Genomic DNA, 16,500 nt, shown 5'->3' with positions numbered 1-16,500 from the left:
GCGTCGCAAGCCAGGGGGAGCGGTATGCATGGTTTTCGAGCCAATGGTTTCAGGAATGTGGCGGTCACGCTTATCGTCGGCTGGCTATCGCTGTTTGTATTTCTGCCCAACCTGATGATCATTGCCACCAGTTTCATGACCCGGGATCACGCCAGTCTGATCAGCCTGGTGTTCAGCCTGGACAGCTACGGCCGCCTGCTGGATCCGCTCTATGTGAAGGTGCTCGGGCATTCATTATTGATGGCCGGGTTCGCCACCCTGCTCTGTCTGCTGCTGGGCTATCCGTTCGCCTTTATCATCGCCCGGCTGCCGCCCCGCATTCGGCCCCTGATGCTGTTTCTGGTGATAGTGCCGTTCTGGACCAACTCGCTGATCCGTACCTATGCGCTCAAGGTGGTGCTGGGTACCAAGGGGCTGCTCAATACGGTATTGCTGAGCCTGGGGCTGATCGAACAGCCGCTGCGCATCATGTTTACCGAGGTGGCGGTGATCATCGGCCTGGTGTACATACTGCTGCCCTTTATGGTACTGCCCCTGTACTCCGCCATCGACAAGCTTGACGGCCAACTGCTGGAAGCGGCGCGGGATCTGGGGGCCGGTGCCGTGGCACGTTTTTGCCGCATCATACTGCCGCTGACCCTGCCGGGTATCGTGGCCGGTTGTCTGCTGGTGTTTCTGCCGGCGCTGGGCATGTTTTATATTTCGGACTTGTTAGGCGGGGCCAAGAACCTGCTGATTGGCAACATCATCAAGACCCAGTTCCTCAACATCCGGGACTGGCCCTTCGGTGCCGCCACCAGCGTGACCCTGACGGTGCTGATGGCGGGCATGATGTATCTGTATTACCGGGCGGCGAAAATGCTGAACAGGAAGGTGTCGATCGATGATTAACTGGCTCAAGGGCAGCGTTTTGCTGCTGGTATTCGCCTATCTGTATATTCCGATAGGGGTCTTGATCGTCAATTCCTTCAATTGTTCCCGTTACGGCATCCGCTGGGACGGCTTTACCCTCGACTGGTACGAGCGACTGGCCAACAACGCCGGCCTGATGGAAGCCGCCCGTCATTCGGTGACCGTCGCTCTGGTGTCGGCCACAGGGGCGGCATTGATCGGCACCCTGGCGGCGGTGGCCCTGTATCGCTACCGTTTTCGCGGCAAGGGTTTCGTCGGCGGCATGCTGTTTGTGGTGATGATGTCGCCGGACATAGTGATGGCCATTTCGTTGCTGGCGCTGTTTGTGGTGCTGGGTATTTCGCTCGGCTTTTGGTCACTGCTGTTTGCCCATATCACCTTCTGCCTGCCCTTCGTGGTGATCACCGTCTATTCGCGACTCAAGGGCTTTGATGTGCGCATGCTGGAAGCGGCCCGGGATCTGGGGGCCGGCGAGGCGGTTGTCTTTCGCAAGATAATACTGCCGCTGGCCGCGCCCGCCATTGCCGCCGGCTGGCTGCTGAGTTTTACCCTGTCGCTGGACGATGTGATCGTCAGCTCTTTTGTCACCGGCCCCAGTTACGAAATTCTGCCGCTGAAAATCTACTCCATGGTCAAGGTGGGCGTTTCGCCCGAGGTGAATGCCCTGGCCACCATCATGCTGGCGGTGTCGCTGGCGCTGGTGGTGATATCTCAACTCTTGTTAAGGAATAAACGCTGATATGAAATTCTGGTTCCGTCCTCTGGCCCTGGTGGTGGCCGCCAGTCTGCCGATGCTGGCGCAGGCGCAGGCGCAGGATCGCCTGTCTGTCTATGCCTGGGCCGAGTATCTGCCCGAAGATGTACTGCAGGCCTTTACCGAGGAAACCGGCGTCAAGGTGGATTACGCCAGCTTCGATTCCAACGAGGCACTGTATGCCAAGCTCAAGCTGTTGCAAACCAGCAAGGCGCGCGAAAGTTACGATCTGGTTTTTCCGTCCAGCTACATGCTGAGCAAGATGGCGCGTGAAGGCATGCTGCAGCCGCTCGACAAGAGCAAGCTGCCCCACTTCAGCCAGCTTGACGACAGCATGTTGAACAAGGACTTCGACCCGGGCAACCGCTACAGCATGCCCTATTCGTTCGGCAGCACCGGCATTGCGGTGAACCGGGATGAACTGGCCGATGCCGACATCCATTCCTGGCAGGACTTGTGGGACAGCCGGTGGCAAGGTCAGCTGATGCTGACCGACGATATTCGCGAGAATTTTCAGATGGCGCTGCTGACCCTGGGCTATTCCGCCAACAGCCGGGAGCCGGCCGAGATAGAGGCGGCCTACGAAAAGCTGCTATTGCTGCAGGACAACGTGCTGCTGTACAACTCCGACAACCCGCGCATGCCCTATGTGACCGGCGAAGTCTCGCTGGGGCTGTTGTGGAGCGATCAGGCCTACAAAACCCGGCAGGACGGCATCGCCCTGGAATATGTGTATCCGGAAGAAGGCGCCATCTTCTGGGTGGACAGTGCCGCCATTCCTGCCAATGCCAAATCGGTGGATGCCGCCCACCAATTGCTGGACTTTCTGATGCGCCCGGATATTGCCGCACAGATCATTCAGGAACTGGGGCTGGCGGTACCGAACAAGGGGGCCAAACCCTTGTTGCCGGACGAGGTTGCTGAAAATCCGGTGCTGTTCCCCTCCCCCGAGATCGTCGGCAAGGGGCACTTCCAGGATGATCTGGGTGACGAAACCCTGGCCCTCTACGAAGACTGCTGGGTCAAGCTGCGCTCCCGGTAATCATAAAAAGCCCGGCTGACAGCGGGCTTTTTCATATGGCCAATTCATTGTGATCATTTCCATCAAGGTGAGAACCCTGTGCCCTACGCCATGCATATCCGCTTTGGTGGAGACGACTCATCAGGAACCTCGGTTATCTGCGGCTGACGAGCAGTTCGTTTACATAGTCGACCACTTTCAGGGTGGCGGGGCCATAACGGTGCTCGTTGAAATGGTTGTTGACCAGGCTCGGCTCCAGGTTGATTTCGACGGTGTGGGCGTTATGCATCGCCGCTTCGTGCACCAGACCGGCGGCGGGATAGACGTTGCCGGAAGTACCGATGGCGATAAACAGACTGGCTTCGCTCAGGGCCTGATAGATGTGATCCAGCAGCAGCGGCATTTCACCGAACCAGACCACGTGGGGCCGCAGCGGTTCGGGAAACTGACAGCAATGGCACAAATCTGCGGTGTGCAGCGGGCCCGTCCAGTCGATGGTCTGGTTGGAGTGCGGACAACGGGCCTTGAGCAGCTCGCCATGCATGTGCAGCACATGCTGGCTGCCTGCGCGTTCGTGCAGGTCGTCGATATTCTGGGTGACCAGGGTGACCTGATCCGGCCACTCGGCTTCCAGCCGGGCCAGAGCCTGGTGGGCGGCATTCGGTTCGACGGTCTGCAGTAATGCTCTGCGATCATTGTAGAAACGCTGCACCAGCTCCGGGTTACGCCGATAGCCTTCCGGGGTGGCGACATCCTCGATATGATGCTGCTCCCACAGGCCGTCACTGGCCCTGAAGGTTCTGATACCCGACTCGGCCGAGATACCGGCACCGGTGAGAATAACGATATTTCCTTTGTGCACTGTCCGCATCCCTTCGCTTGATGATCCAGAACCTAGGCTAACAGCATCGCTCCCCCGCAGACAATGCACCCTTAGTCTTAATGCATGATGAGGGGTAAGGAGTGAGGAGTGAGGAAAAAGATAACGACTTGCTCAGGTGTAAAAAAGCCAGGCTCTGGGCCTGGCTCTGGTCTTATTCTGAATCGTCGAGCTGTGGTACGTTTTCTACCCGGGCCTTCAGTTTCTGGCCGGGCCGAAAGGTCACTACCCGCCGGGCCGAGATGGGAATGTCTTCCCCGGTTTTGGGGTTGCGCCCCGGGCGTTCGCCCTTGTTGCGCAACTCGAAATTACCGAAACCTGAAATCTTGACCTGTTCACCGAGCTCCAGTGAGGAACGAATTTCTTCGAAAAACGCCTCCACCATGTCTTTGGCATCACGCTTGCTCATGCCCAGTTCGGTAAACAGGTGCTCTGCTATGTCGGCCTTGGTTAACGCCATATCAATCCCTCAAGGAAGCACTAAACTCGTCAGAAAGTGCCGAGACAATACGCGCCACGGTGTCGGCAATTTCTTTTTCTTCCAAAGTCCTGTGGGTATCCTGCAACACCAAGCCGAGCGCCAGGCTCTTCTTGTCGTCGGCAATGCCCTGTCCTTGGTATACATCGAACAAGTTTAATCCAACCAATTGATCTCCGCCAACTTTCCTAGCTAAATCAAGGATATCGCCGGCGGCGACCGACTGATCGACCACCAGCGCCAAATCACGGCGGTTGGCCGGGAAGCGAGACACGTCGGCCGCTTCCGGCACCCGGCGTTCGGTCAGGGCTGCCAGCTCGATTTCAAACACATAAGCCTGAGACTTGAGCCCCTGCTTGCGCAGCAGACTCGGATGTACGGCGCCGAGCAGGCCGACCTGTCGGCCCTGTTGCAGCAAGGCCGCCGACTGACCCGGGTGCAGGGCGCCGAGGTCGGTCCGGGCAAAGGAGAAGCTTAATTCGTTGGCGCTCAGGGCCAGCAGACTTTCCACATCGCCCTTGATGTCGAAGAAGTCCACCCCCTTGTCGGTCATGTCCCAGTGCTCGTCCACCACAGGACCCAGCAAGAGACCGGCCAGTACCGGAGTCTGACGCACGCCGTTTTCGGCCGCGTCGTCCGGTACAAAGGTCAGCCCCTGTTCAAACAGACGCAGCCGCGATTGCTGGCGGTTCTGGTTGTAGACCGCGGCCTGGATCAGTCCCGGCCACAGAGACACCCGCATCTCGGACATGTCGGCGGCGATGGGGTTGGGCAGCACCATGGTGTCGACGCCCGGGAACAGCCGCTGTTGCTGAGCGGGATCCACAAAGCTGTAGGTAATGGCTTCCTGATATCCCAGATCCACCAGCGCATCCTTTAGCCGGTTCAGGGGCAATCTGGCTTCCTGATGGCGAGACATGGTCAGGCCGGCCACCGGGGCCACATCGGGAATATTGTTGTAGCCGTAGATACGGGCCACTTCTTCCACCAGATCTTCTTCGATGGCGATGTCGAAACGATAGCTCGGCACCGTCACCTGCCAACCGTCGGCGGTAGTGGTCACATCCAGCCCCAGACGAGTCAGCATGTCGGTCACCTGGGCGGCGTCGATGTCGATGCCAATCAGACGATTCAGTTTGGCATGACGCAGGGTCACGGTATTGGCACGGGGCAGTTCGGATTCTGCCAACGCTTCCACTACCGGGCCGGCTTCACCGCCGCAGATGTCCAGCAACAGGGCGGTTGCCCGCTCCATCACCTTGTGCTGCAGCCGATAGTCGACACCACGTTCGAAACGGTGGGAAGAGTCGGTATGCAGGCCGTAGTTGCGGGCGCGACCGGTAATGGCCAGCGGACTGAAGAAGGCACATTCCAGCAATACGTCACGGGTATGTTCGGTTACACCGGTGGCTTCACCACCGAAGATGCCGGCCATGGCCACGGCCCGGCTTTCGTCGGCAATCACCAGGGTATCGGCGTTCAGGCTGATCTCATTACCGTCGAGCAGGATCAGTTTCTCGTCCTGTTCGGCCATGCGCACGTTAATGCCGCCGTTCAGGGTCGCCAGATCGAAGGCGTGCATTGGCTGGCCCCACTCCAGCAGCACGAAGTTGGTGATATCCACCACCGGATCTATGCTGCGGATGCCGCTGCGGCGCAGTTTTTCCTGCATCCACAACGGAGTGGTCGCCTTGACGTCGATATTTTTGACCACCCGGCCGAGATAACGCGGACACGCAGCCGGGGCTGAAAGCCGGATGCTGACCTGGTCGTCTATGCCGGCGGTCACCGCCGGAATGTCGGGCCAGTTCACATCCTGCCGGTTCAGTACCCCCACTTCCCGGGCCAGACCGGCCATGCTCAGGCAGTCGGCGCGGTTGGGAGTCAGGTCCACGTCGATGATAACGTCGTTCAGGGCCAGGTACTCACGTACCGGAGTGCCGATGGGGGCATCGGCGGGTAGCTCGATGATACCGCTGGAGTCCAGTTCGATACCCAGCTCGCCGTAGGAGCACAGCATGCCGTGCGACGGCTGGCCGCGCAGCTTGGCTTTCTTGATCTTGAAATCACCGGGTAGCACGGCGCCGACCACGGCTACGGCCACTTTCAGGCCCTGGCGGCAATTGGGCGCGCCACAGACGATGTCCAGCAGCTCGTCGCCGCCAACGTTGATCTTGGTCACGCGCAGCTTGTCCGCATCCGGGTGCTGACCACATTCGACCACTTCACCCACTATTACCTGGCTGAAGTCGCCGGCGACCGGCTCTATACCGTCCACTTCCAGCCCGGCCATGGTGATTTGCTCGGCAAGAGCCTCGGCGCCGAGGCCGGTGTTGACCCATTCATCCAGCCATGATTTTGAAAATTTCATTATTGCTCCTGCCGCTTACCGGAATTGCTTGAGAAAACGCAGATCATTTTCGAAGAAGGCGCGCAAGTCGTTCACGCCGTAACGCAGCATGGTGAGACGCTCGACCCCCATGCCGAAGGCAAAACCGCTGTAACGCTCGGGATCGATACCGACCGAGCGCAGCACATTGGGATGCACCATGCCACAGCCCAGCACTTCCAGCCATTTGCCGTTCTTGCCCATCACATCCACTTCGGCACTGGGCTCGGTGAAGGGGAAATAGGACGGCCGGAAGCGAATTTGCAGGTCTTCTTCGAAAAAGTTGTGCAGAAAATCGTGCAGCACCCCTTTCAGCTGGGTAAAGCTGACGTTTTCGTCGACCAGCAGACCTTCCACCTGATGGAACATGGGGGTGTGGGTCTGATCGTAGTCGTTACGATAGACACGGCCCGGTGAAATGATGCGGATCGGCGGCTGTTGCTGTTCCATGGTACGGATCTGCACGCCGGAGGTCTGGGTGCGCAGCATCAGCTTGGGGTTGAAGTAGAAGGTATCGTGATCGGCCCGGGCCGGGTGATGGGCCGGAATGTTCAGGGCATCGAAATTATGGAAATCGTCCTCGATTTCCGGCCCTTCGGCCACCTGAAAGCCCAACTCGCCGAAAAACGACTCGATCCGTTTGATGGTGCGGCTGACCGGATGCAGACCACCCGCAGACTGACGGCGGCCCGGCAGGCTAATGTCCAGGGTTTCACTGGCCAGCTTCTGGTTCAGCTCGGCCAGCTGCAGCGCTTCGCGCTTGCTGTTGATGGCATCGCTGACCGCCTGTTTGGCCTTGTTGATAATCTGGCCGGCGGCGGGCCGCTCTTCGGCGGACAGCTTGCCCAGGGCCTTGGACTGTTCGGTAAAGAAGCCTTTTTTGCCCAGATAGTGTACCCGGATGTCATCCAGTTCGGCGGCGTTGGCGGCAGCCTGGATCTCCGCCTGTGCTTTGACGATCACGTCTTCCAGCTGATCCATGTATTCCTCGTTACTTGCCCGCTTGATGCAGACACTTAATAATTTGAAAGGTCTTGATAATAAAGGATATCCCTCGTTCCCGCCAGCACTGAGCCCGGCAGGGAGCAACAAAAAAGGAGGCCGGAGCCTCCTTCTTCATTTATCGTCTTGACGACTTAAGCCAGGGCTTCTTTTGCTTTGGTAACCAAAGCGCTGAAGGTGGTCTTGTCGTGTACGGCGATATCAGCCAGGATCTTGCGATCGATTTCAACAGAGGCTTTTTTCAGGCCATTGATGAAGCGGCTGTATGACAGACCGTTCTGACGGCTTGCCGCGTTGATACGCGCAATCCACAGTTGACGGAACTGACGTTTTTTAGCGCGACGGTCACGATATGCATATTGACCGGCTTTGGTTACTGCCTGTACCGCTACGCGATAGACGCGTGAACGGGCACCGTAATAACCTTTGGCTTGCTTTAATATTTTCTTGTGACGAGCGCGAGCGGTCACACCACGTTTAACTCTTGGCATTGTTCACTATCCTCTTAAGCAGTCGGCAACATGGATTTGATCTGGGCAACATCAGCAGCTGCTACCAGACACTTACCGCGCAGCTGACGCTTACGCTTGGTGCTTTTCTTGGTGAGGATGTGACGCAGGTGGGATTGCTTGCGCTTAAAACCACTCGCCGTTTTCTTAAAGCGCTTTGCAGCACCTTTGTTTGACTTCATCTTCGGCATAACAACTCCGCATTGTTAATAACAACAAACAGACAAGGCGAGCCGGATAACCATTACCCGGCTACTTGTAAAACCTTACTGTTTTTTCTTCGGGGCAAGCACCATGACAGCCTGACGCCCTTCCAGCTTGGGAAAGGCCTCGACCACGGCCAATTCGTCCAAATCCGCTTTGATACGGTTGAGCAAATCGAAACCGAGCTCTTGGTGCGCCATTTCACGACCGCGAAAACGCAGCGTGACCTTGGCTTTGTTGCCCTCTTCCAAAAAGCGAACCAGGTTGCGTAGTTTTACCTGGTAGTCGCCATCATCTGTACCGGGTCGGAATTTGATTTCCTTGACCTGGATTTGCTTGTGCTTTTTCTTCTGTTCCTTGGTCGCCTTGCTCTTCTCATAGATGAACTTGCCGTAATCCATAAGACGGCAGACGGGCGGCTCGGCATTGGGACTGATTTCCACCAGGTCTACACCTGCGCCGGCAGCCGCTTCGAGAGCCTCGGCAATAGAGACGACCCCGATGGGCTCGCCTTCCAGGCCGACCAAGCGAACTTCTGGCAGTCGGATTTCTTCATTCAGTCGATTGCGTGGAGCTGGTTTGCTCCCTCTTTTAGCGCCTTTTATAACCTATCCTCCACTGTTTTCTTACCGCGAGTAAGGATCTCCTGCTGTATCAGCGAGGTCAGCTCTTCTACATTGAAGACGCCTAGATCCTGTCCTTTCCGGGTACGAACCGCTACTTTGCCGGCTTCGACTTCTTTGTCGCCGCAAACCAGCATGAAAGGTACCCGCTTCAGAGTATGCTCGCGGATTTTAAAGCCTATCTTCTCATTTCTCAAGTCCGCTTTGGCCCGAATGCCAACATTATTCAGGCTGTTAGCCAGATTGAGCGCGTAATCGGCTTGATTATCGGTAATGTTGAGCACCACGACCTGATTCGGGGCCAGCCAGGTCGGAAACAGACCGGCGTACTCTTCAATCAGGATACCGATAAAACGCTCGATTGACCCTAGGATAGCACGGTGAATCATGACCGGCACGTGACGTTCGTTGTCTTCACCCACATAGCTGGCACCCAGGCGTCCCGGCAGCGCGAAGTCGAGCTGAACGGTGCCACATTGCCAGGCCCGGTTCAGACAGTCGTACAGGGTAAATTCGATTTTGGGGCCATAGAAGGCACCCTCGCCCGGCTGCAGATCATATTCGATACCGGCGGCCTTGAGTGCCTGCTCCAGGGCCAGCTCGGCCTGATCCCAGGCTTCGTCACTGCCGATGCGCTGCTCGGGACGGGTCGAGAGTTTGACCGCGATGTTGCTGAAACCGAAGGTTTCGTAAGTGTCATACACCATCTGGATACAGGCGGACACTTCTTGCTGGATCTGATCTTCGGTACAGAAGATATGGGCATCGTCCTGGGTAAAGCCCCGGACCCGCATCAGGCCGTGCAGGGCGCCGCTTGGCTCGTTACGATGACAGCAACCGAATTCTGCCATGCGCAGCGGCAGATCCCGGTAGGACTTCAGGCCCTGGTTGAAGATCTGCACGTGACCCGGGCAGTTCATCGGCTTGATGGCGTAGTCCCGGTTTTCGGAATGGGTGGTAAACATGTTTTCAGCATATTTATCCCAATGGCCGGATTTTTCCCACAGCACCCGGTCCATCATGAAGGGACCCTTCACTTCCTCGTACTGATATTCGCGCAGCTTGTCGCGCACGAACTGCTCCAGCTCGCGGAAGATGGTCCAGCCATCGTTGTGCCAGAATACCATGCCCGGCGCTTCTTCCTGCATGTGATAGAGATCGAGCTGCTTGCCGATTTTGCGGTGATCCCGCTTGGCGGCTTCTTCCAGCTGCAGCAGGTAGCCCTTGAGCGCCTTCTTGTCGGCCCAGGCGGTACCGTAGATACGCTGCAGCATCTTGTTTTTGGCATCGCCACGCCAGTAGGCACCGGAGACTTTCTGCAGCTTGAAGTGCTGGCAGAACTTCATGTTGGGCACATGCGGGCCACGACACATGTCGACATATTCTTCGTGGTGATAGAGGCCCGGTCTGTCGTCCTGGCTGACGTTCTGATCCAGAATTTCTATCTTGTAAGGTTCATGCCGTCTGGCAAAGGTATCCCGCGCTTCCTGCCAGCTGACCTTTTTCTTGATGACCGGGTACTCGGTCTTGGCCAGTTGCAGCATGCGGGCTTCGAGCTTCTCGATGTCTTCTTCGGTCAATACATGGTCGAGATCGATGTCGTAATAGAAACCGTTGTCGATCACCGGCCCTATCGCCATCTTGGTCTGGGGCCACAGCTGCTTGATGGCATGACCCAAGAGGTGAGCACAGGAATGGCGCAGTATTTCCAGACCGTCCTGATCCTTGGCGGTGATGATCGCCAGTTTGGCGTCTGTATTTATCAGTTCACAGGCATCGACCAGTTGACCATCAATGCGGCCAGCGATACAGGCCTTGGCCAGACCGGGGCCTATGTCTTGCGCCACGTCCAGCACGGAAACGGCCTGTTCAAAATGGCGTTGGCTACCATCGGGAAGAGTAATTGTCGGCATGAAATGTCCTTAACAGTGGTGCACCCTACCAAAGCGCACATGTAGTGTATGAAGATGAATCTATATAATGAAAGCTTCATGGCGGTATCAACCATCTGGCGTACCTTGCCAGTCTGGCGCGCCTTGGGGTTGCTAATGCTGCCCGGCGGCACAGGTTGAGAGCCACCGACTCTACCAGAATTGCGCTTTTTCTTCCATTACTGCACGCCACTTACCTCTGACACGGTATCGACGGCAGAGCCTGCTTTTAACCGTCCCCTGGACTGGCTTCGATTTTTATCTCGATGGGCTTTGGTCGTGACGTCCTGACCTATACTGTGGGCAAACCCAGTTCCAGCGGAGGCATTATATGTGGCAGGTGATTGCCCACCAGATCTCGGAAGCAACCGGCAGCGAATTTACCATTAAAGAGAAAAAGCCGCTGACCGGTGGTGATATCCATCAGGCGTTCCGGATTTCGGACGGCCGACGCCGCTATTTTGTCAAGCTGAATGACAAAGAACGGGTGGATATGTTTCGCGCTGAATGGACCAGCCTGGATCACCTGCGGCGTAGCCAGTCGGTGACCATTCCCATGCCCATCTGCAGCGGCACGACCGCGACCAGCAGCTTTCTGGTACTGGAATACCTGCCTTTCGGTGATGCGGATGAAGAGGACTGGCATATGCTCGGTCGCCAGCTGGCTCATCTGCATCAAAGCCAGCATCAGCCGATGTACGGCTGGGATGAAGACAATTTTCTCGGCTTGTCGGTACAACCCAATAGCTGGCACAAGAAATGGGCCACCTTTTTTTCCGAACAGCGTATCGGTTGGCAGCTTAAGTTACTGGAAGAAAAAGATATTCGCCTGGGGGATATTGAAGAAATCATCGGGGGTATCAAATTACACCTGATCCATCACCAGCCTCGTGCCTCCCTGTTGCATGGTGACCTTTGGCGGGGCAATGTCGGTTTTTACGAACACATGGGAGTGGTGTTTGATCCTGCGAGTTATTTTGGTGATCGAGAGACCGATATCGCCATGACCGAGCTGTTTGGCCAGTTCCCTCAGGTCTTTTATCAAGGTTACAATAGAGTCTGGCCGCTGGAAGCGGGTTACAGGGAACGGCGAGAGATTTACAACCTCTACCATTTACTCAATCATGTTAACCATTTCGGCGAGCCTTATCTCGCTCAGGCCAAAGACAGCCTGTATCGTATTATTGCCAGTTAGGAGACGTTATGCCGCAACCCGTGGTGTTGATTACCGGTGCCGCCAAACGCATAGGTGCCGAAATGAGCCGCCATTTGCATCATCAGGGATATCGACTGGTGCTGCATTACCATCGCAGTAAAGACGTGGCTACGGCCCTGATGCAGGAACTGAACGCCATACGACCAGACAGCGTTTGTCTGCTATGCCAGGATTTGACCCGACTCGATGAATTAAGCGCCCTGGCCGACAAGGCCCTGGGCTGCTTCGGTCGTCTCGATGGTCTGATCAACAATGCCTCCAGCTTTTATCCCACTCCTTTCGGTGAGGGTACACCGGCGCAATGGCAGGATCTGGCCGCCACCAATGCCGCCGCTCCTTATTTCCTGATTCAGGCGCTGGCACCGGCGTTAAGAGACAGCCAGGGTTCCGTCATCAATATGGTGGATATTCACGCAGAGAAAGGGCTGAAACATCACCTGCTGTACACCATGGCTAAAAATGCCCTGGCCACCCTAACCCGGGGGCTGGCGGAAGAGCTGGCCCCGGCGATTCGTGTCAACGGCATCGCACCCGGTGCCATTATCTGGCCGGCTCATGCCTTGACCGAGCAGCAGAAACAGCAGGTGCTGGGATCCATTCCCATGGCCCGCCTGGGTCAGCCCGGGGAAATCGCCGAGACGGCCGCTTTTCTGCTGACAGGTCCCCGCTACCTGACAGGGCAGATTATTGCCCTCGATGGCGGCCGCTCCAGCCGTGGGCTACCCGAAGCCTGAGTCGAAACCAATATAGGGAAAAATCCGATGCGAGACTATTTTGAGCAAAATATCGAGTGCCCTCACTGTGGTCATCATACTCGCATCGTGGTGGATGCCTCCGAAGGGGATCAGGACTATTACGAAGACTGCATGGCCTGCTGCAATGCCATGCACATAGTGGTCAAGCGTAATGAACTAAGCGACGCGGTTGAACTGAGCGTCGATGCGGATGATGAGCAGTATTTCTGACCCGGATTCTTTTGAGTGAACATTGAATGAACACCTAGTATGTTGGCATAACATTGTTGTGTGTCGCCATCACCCGCTCTACCGTATCGACGATGGCCTGGGTTTGGGGATCAATTTCGATGTTGACCGGGTAACCTGGCTCAATATGACCCAGGTTGGTGCGCGACAGGGTTTCCGGAATCAGATGCACCGCAAAGCGGTCTGCCCCTACTTCTCCCAGGGTCAGGCTGATACCATCGATGCCGATATACCCCTTGGTAAAGACATATTTGGCAAGGCCGGCCGGTAGCGCAAACCAGAGTGTGGTATTGGTTTGTGTCACCTGCCGTTCCAGCAGTTCGCTCTGGGCCATGATATGGCCGGACATGGCATGACCGCCTATCTCGTCGCCAAAGCGCGCCGCCCGTTCCAGGTTGACGCTGTCACCCACCGCTAACCGCCCCAGATTGGTTACCCGCAGGGTTTCCTGCATCAAGTCAAAACCGACTCGGTCGCCTTCGATGGCGGTGACCGTCAAACAACAGCCGTTGTGGGCCACCGAAGCGCCGAGTTCCAGCCCCGGCAGCATGGCCTGAGGTAGTTGCACCAGGTGAGTGCGAAAGTCCTGTTTATCGATGATGTCGAGCAGGGTGCCCTGCCCCTGTACTATTCCGGTGAACATGAGTCTTTTCCCGCTAAAAATTCAGTTGAAGATAGTGGGAATATGCCTTCATCAAGGCTATATTCCCACACATTGACGATACTCCGTGTATTTTCCACTTCTTATCGGTTACCGAACCCTGCTTTCGACAACCTGACCTCATTTTACTGCAAGCGAGAACAACATGGCCTTGAAGCCTTATATTGCCGAACTTCCCCGTTTGTTACGGCTGTGCGGCCCCATCATGGTGGCGCAAGTCGCGCAAACCACCATGAGCTTTGTAGATACCGTCATGGCCGGTCAGGTCAGTGCCACCGATCTGGCGGCGGTGGCGGTGGCCACCAGTTTCTGGCTGCCGTTGATCCTGTTGGTGCAGGGCGTCATCATGGCGTTGACACCCATTATATCGCAATTAAATGGCGCTCGTCGCCATGGCGATGTCGCCGCCGCCGTGCATCAGGGGGTCTGGCTGACCATTCTGGTTACCGTGCCCGTCATGCTGGCACTCTATTACTCGCCGCAGGCCTTGCACTGGATGGAGGTGGAGCCGTTGCTGGTCGAAAAAACCACCGGTTACCTGCACGGCATTCTATGGGGCATGCCCGCCTATGCGCTTTATCAGGTCTTGCGCAACTTCAGCGAGGGGCTGTCTCATACCTTGCCCACCATGGTCATCGGCTTTATCGGCCTGGCAGTCAACATTCCCGCCAACTATATCCTGATCCACGGCAAACTGGGGATGCCGGCTCTGGGCGGGGTGGGCTGTGGTTATGCCTCGGCCCTGGTGTTCTGGGCCATGCTGGTGGCCATGATCGTCTACACTCGTCGTTCTCCCCTGTTGCAATCGTTTGCTCTTTTTACCCGCTTGCACGCCCCCGACTGGCCACGGATTGGTCGCCTCTTTCGCCTGGGCTTTCCCATTGCCATGGCCATCTTCTGCGAGGTGACACTGTTTACCGTAGTAGCGCTGTTGCTGTCCCCCCTGGGTTCGGAAGTGGTGGCCGGCCATCAGGTTGCCATCAACTTCTCCAGCATGATTTTCATGATCCCCCTGAGTCTGGGGATGGCCATGACCATCCGCGTGGGCCATAGCCTGGGCGAGAACCGGGCTGAACAGGCCAGAATCATCAGCATCGCCGGCATCGTATTCGGCGCTCTGCTGGCGGTACTGACCGCCCTGGCGACCATTCTGGGACGTCACTGGATCACCGCTCTCTATACCGACAACGGCGCCGTGCAGCAACTGGCCGCCAGCCTGCTGCTGCTGGCGGCTTTTTATCAGATTTTCGACTCGGCTCAGGTTATTTCCGCTGCCGCCCTGCGCGGCTATAAAGATACCCAGGTCATCTTTTATATTACCTTCGTGGCCTACTGGCTGTTCGGCCTGCCGGCCGGCATGGTATTGGGCCTGACCGACTGGTTGGTACCCGCCATGGGGCCACACGGCTTCTGGATTGGTTTTCTGATAGGCTTGTCGGTAGCGGCACTGATGTTGATATGGCGGTTACGGATTATCTATGTACGGGTCGAACATCGTAATCGGGCTGGCTTGCCTCTGGTTGACGGCCTGTAGCCCCCCCAATGAACTCGAAGACCATTTTCAGACCTATCTGAAACGGGTTGCTCATGTACTGGAGGTGGCGGAGCCCACCTTGAGCCGGGCGTCAGCCCTGCCGCCGTTACCGCCTCAGCGAGCATTACAACAGCAGCAGCCCAGAGTCAGCACCGGGCTGCTTGACGCCCTCAAGCTGGGCCGGTGCGGCCTGCTGGACATGGTCGGGGAACATAACAGTCCTATCGGCAAGAGCCGGACCGCCGCCGCCCAGCTACTTTATCATCTGACATTTCAGCAGGGGCTGCAACGCTGTCTGGCCAACACCGAGGATGCGGAATTAACCGGCTGGCTGCACGATATTGCCGCCCAAAAGGCGCCGCTGTTGCCCGGTTATCACTGGAACATGATGGTGGCGGAGCCGGATATTCGTGCCGCCCTCACCCCTCGCCAGCGCACCCTGGCTTTCGCACAGCAAGATGGCTACCAGGAAACGGTCAATGCGTTCATCCTGTTCGAACGGCTGCAGGCCGAGGCTCGAGGCAAGAAGCCCGGCGTGAGACTGCTGACCCAGAAGGAGTTGAACCAGGCGCTGAGCGGCCTCTACCGCAATGAATATCTCGGCCGCCTGTTTTATTCCCTGCACAGCGCCGCCCACTACCTCGACCAGAGCCTGGCTTTTCTGCAACAACTGGAACACTTTGATTGCCACCGAGGCGGCAGGATACGGGCCGAGCGACTGCGCAATGCCATGCGGCGCTATTATATCGACGGCATTCAAGGTTATTTCGGCCGGATCGACCGACAGTTTGTCGAGTTGGCGCCCTTGCTGCAAAGTACGCTGAACCCGCCTCCGGCAAGGCAGGAGCAGATGAGGGTTTATCGGAACCATGTTGGCGCAGGACTGCACAGTGAAATCTATCGTCGCTACCGCTCCCTGACCCTGGCACACGCCCGACTGTGGCAACGCTTTCTGCAACGGTGTGATATTTCACCGACTTGAACAATAGTTCTTCATCCGTTTGTTTCGGCAGAAAAAACGCTTGCCCCTCTTCGAGCCCTTGGCTAGTATACGGCTCGCTTCAAGGCGACATGCGTCCTTAGCTCAGCTGGTTAGAGCACTACCTTGACATGGTAGGGGTCGGTGGTTCGAATCCACTAGGACGCACCATTTTGTCTGGCCAAGGCCTGCAAAAGCAACCTGAGATCACAGGCTAACATCAACAACATGCGTCCTTAGCTCAGCTGGTTAGAGCACTACCTTGACATGGTAGGGGTCGGTGGTTCGAATCCACTAGGACGCACCATATTTGTCTGGCCAAGGCCTGCAAAGCAACCTGAGATCACAGGCTAACATCAACAACATGCGTCCTTAGCTCAGCTGGTTAGAGCACTACCTTGACATGGTAGGGGTCGGTGGTTCG

17 protein-coding genes and 3 tRNA genes (1 of these 20 only partly in view) are annotated in these 16,500 nt (G+C 56.8%); 11 read left to right on the top strand and 9 right to left on the bottom strand.

What is annotated here, in order from left to right; translation table 11 throughout:
* Positions 1–24 precede the first annotated feature (24 nt).
* Genes potB through HNR62_RS02415 form a run of 3 tightly spaced genes read left to right on the top strand, consistent with a single transcriptional unit; the run spans position 25 to position 2,708 of the window.
* A complete protein-coding gene (potB, locus tag HNR62_RS02425) occupies positions 25–891 on the top strand; it encodes a spermidine/putrescine ABC transporter permease PotB (protein ID WP_204794505.1) in 867 nt (288 codons plus the stop codon).
* Positions 884–1,651, top strand: a complete 768-nt coding sequence (gene potC / locus HNR62_RS02420; protein ID WP_204794504.1) for a spermidine/putrescine ABC transporter permease PotC — start codon at positions 884–886, stop codon at positions 1,649–1,651. Before potB ends, potC begins: the two co-directional genes overlap by 8 nt.
* Position 1,652: 1 nt before the next feature.
* Positions 1,653–2,708 (top strand): extracellular solute-binding protein, encoded by a 1,056-nt coding sequence (locus HNR62_RS02415; protein WP_204794503.1) that lies wholly within the window; start codon positions 1,653–1,655, stop codon positions 2,706–2,708.
* A gap of 133 nt (positions 2,709–2,841) precedes the next feature.
* Here the strand turns inward: HNR62_RS02415 and cobB are convergent, their stop codons facing one another.
* From cobB to thrS, 8 genes are all read right to left on the bottom strand, one after another.
* Entirely contained in the window at positions 2,842–3,558 is a 717-nt protein-coding gene (gene cobB / locus HNR62_RS02410; RefSeq protein ID WP_204794502.1) for a Sir2 family NAD+-dependent deacetylase, read from the bottom strand.
* A gap of 163 nt (positions 3,559–3,721) precedes the next feature.
* Positions 3,722–4,027: an integration host factor subunit alpha gene (locus HNR62_RS02405; RefSeq protein ID WP_204794501.1), complete on the bottom strand. Its 306-nt coding sequence runs from the start codon at positions 4,025–4,027 to the stop codon at positions 3,722–3,724.
* Position 4,028: 1 nt separating this feature from the next.
* Positions 4,029–6,416, bottom strand: a complete 2,388-nt coding sequence (gene pheT / locus HNR62_RS02400; protein WP_204794500.1) for a phenylalanine--tRNA ligase subunit beta — start codon at positions 6,414–6,416, stop codon at positions 4,029–4,031.
* 15 nt (positions 6,417–6,431) lie between these two features.
* The gene (pheS, locus tag HNR62_RS02395; protein WP_204794499.1) at positions 6,432–7,415 is read right to left on the bottom strand and encodes a phenylalanine--tRNA ligase subunit alpha; all 984 of its coding nucleotides are present in this window, start codon (positions 7,413–7,415) and stop codon (positions 6,432–6,434) included.
* A 155-nt stretch (positions 7,416–7,570) separates the two neighbouring features.
* Positions 7,571–7,927, bottom strand: a complete 357-nt coding sequence (gene rplT, locus HNR62_RS02390) for a 50S ribosomal protein L20 (RefSeq protein ID WP_204794498.1) — start codon at positions 7,925–7,927, stop codon at positions 7,571–7,573.
* Positions 7,928–7,941: 14 nt separating this feature from the next.
* Positions 7,942–8,136, bottom strand: a complete 195-nt coding sequence (gene rpmI / locus HNR62_RS02385) for a 50S ribosomal protein L35 (RefSeq protein ID WP_204794497.1) — start codon at positions 8,134–8,136, stop codon at positions 7,942–7,944.
* A 75-nt stretch (positions 8,137–8,211) separates the two neighbouring features.
* Positions 8,212–8,709 carry a translation initiation factor IF-3 gene (gene infC, locus HNR62_RS02380; RefSeq protein ID WP_239552550.1) on the bottom strand — a complete coding sequence of 166 codons (498 nt, stop codon included), beginning with the start codon at positions 8,707–8,709 and terminating at the stop codon, positions 8,212–8,214.
* A 41-nt stretch (positions 8,710–8,750) separates the two neighbouring features.
* The gene (gene thrS, locus HNR62_RS02375; protein WP_204794496.1) at positions 8,751–10,685 is read right to left on the bottom strand and encodes a threonine--tRNA ligase; all 1,935 of its coding nucleotides are present in this window, start codon (positions 10,683–10,685) and stop codon (positions 8,751–8,753) included.
* 349 nt (positions 10,686–11,034) lie between these two features.
* Here thrS and HNR62_RS02370 point away from each other — a divergent pair, with 349 nt between their 5' ends.
* The 3 genes from HNR62_RS02370 to HNR62_RS02360 are packed head-to-tail and all read left to right on the top strand — an operon-like array spanning position 11,035 to position 12,884.
* The gene (locus tag HNR62_RS02370; RefSeq protein WP_204794495.1) at positions 11,035–11,898 is read left to right on the top strand and encodes a fructosamine kinase family protein; all 864 of its coding nucleotides are present in this window, start codon (positions 11,035–11,037) and stop codon (positions 11,896–11,898) included.
* 8 nt (positions 11,899–11,906) lie between these two features.
* The gene (locus tag HNR62_RS02365; RefSeq protein ID WP_204794494.1) at positions 11,907–12,653 is read left to right on the top strand and encodes a pteridine reductase; all 747 of its coding nucleotides are present in this window, start codon (positions 11,907–11,909) and stop codon (positions 12,651–12,653) included.
* Between the two features lie 27 nt (positions 12,654–12,680).
* Positions 12,681–12,884, top strand: a complete 204-nt coding sequence (locus HNR62_RS02360; protein ID WP_204794493.1) for a CPXCG motif-containing cysteine-rich protein — start codon at positions 12,681–12,683, stop codon at positions 12,882–12,884.
* A gap of 34 nt (positions 12,885–12,918) precedes the next feature.
* On the opposite strand, the gene HNR62_RS02355 is transcribed toward HNR62_RS02360, so the two are convergent.
* The gene (locus HNR62_RS02355; protein ID WP_204794492.1) at positions 12,919–13,545 is read right to left on the bottom strand and encodes a riboflavin synthase subunit alpha; all 627 of its coding nucleotides are present in this window, start codon (positions 13,543–13,545) and stop codon (positions 12,919–12,921) included.
* A gap of 163 nt (positions 13,546–13,708) precedes the next feature.
* Between HNR62_RS02355 and HNR62_RS02350 the strand changes: the two genes are divergently transcribed.
* From HNR62_RS02350 to HNR62_RS02330, 5 genes are all read left to right on the top strand, one after another.
* Positions 13,709–15,097, top strand: a complete 1,389-nt coding sequence (locus tag HNR62_RS02350; RefSeq protein WP_420827134.1) for an MATE family efflux transporter — start codon at positions 13,709–13,711, stop codon at positions 15,095–15,097.
* On the top strand, positions 15,042–16,079 hold the full coding sequence (locus HNR62_RS02345) for a DUF3080 family protein (protein ID WP_204794491.1): 1,038 nt from the start codon (positions 15,042–15,044) through the stop codon (positions 16,077–16,079). Before HNR62_RS02350 ends, HNR62_RS02345 begins: the two co-directional genes overlap by 56 nt.
* A gap of 91 nt (positions 16,080–16,170) precedes the next feature.
* Positions 16,171–16,247: transfer RNA gene (locus HNR62_RS02340), tRNA-Val, on the top strand.
* Between the two features lie 59 nt (positions 16,248–16,306).
* A tRNA-Val gene (locus tag HNR62_RS02335) sits at positions 16,307–16,383 on the top strand.
* A 59-nt stretch (positions 16,384–16,442) separates the two neighbouring features.
* A tRNA-Val gene (locus HNR62_RS02330) sits at positions 16,443–16,500 on the top strand; it runs 119 nt beyond the window's last position.

This window comes from Oceanisphaera litoralis (assembly GCF_016907015.1).
Taxonomy (GTDB): domain Bacteria; phylum Pseudomonadota; class Gammaproteobacteria; order Enterobacterales; family Aeromonadaceae; genus Oceanimonas; species Oceanimonas litoralis.
This window is presented reverse-complemented; position numbering and strand designations above follow the sequence as displayed.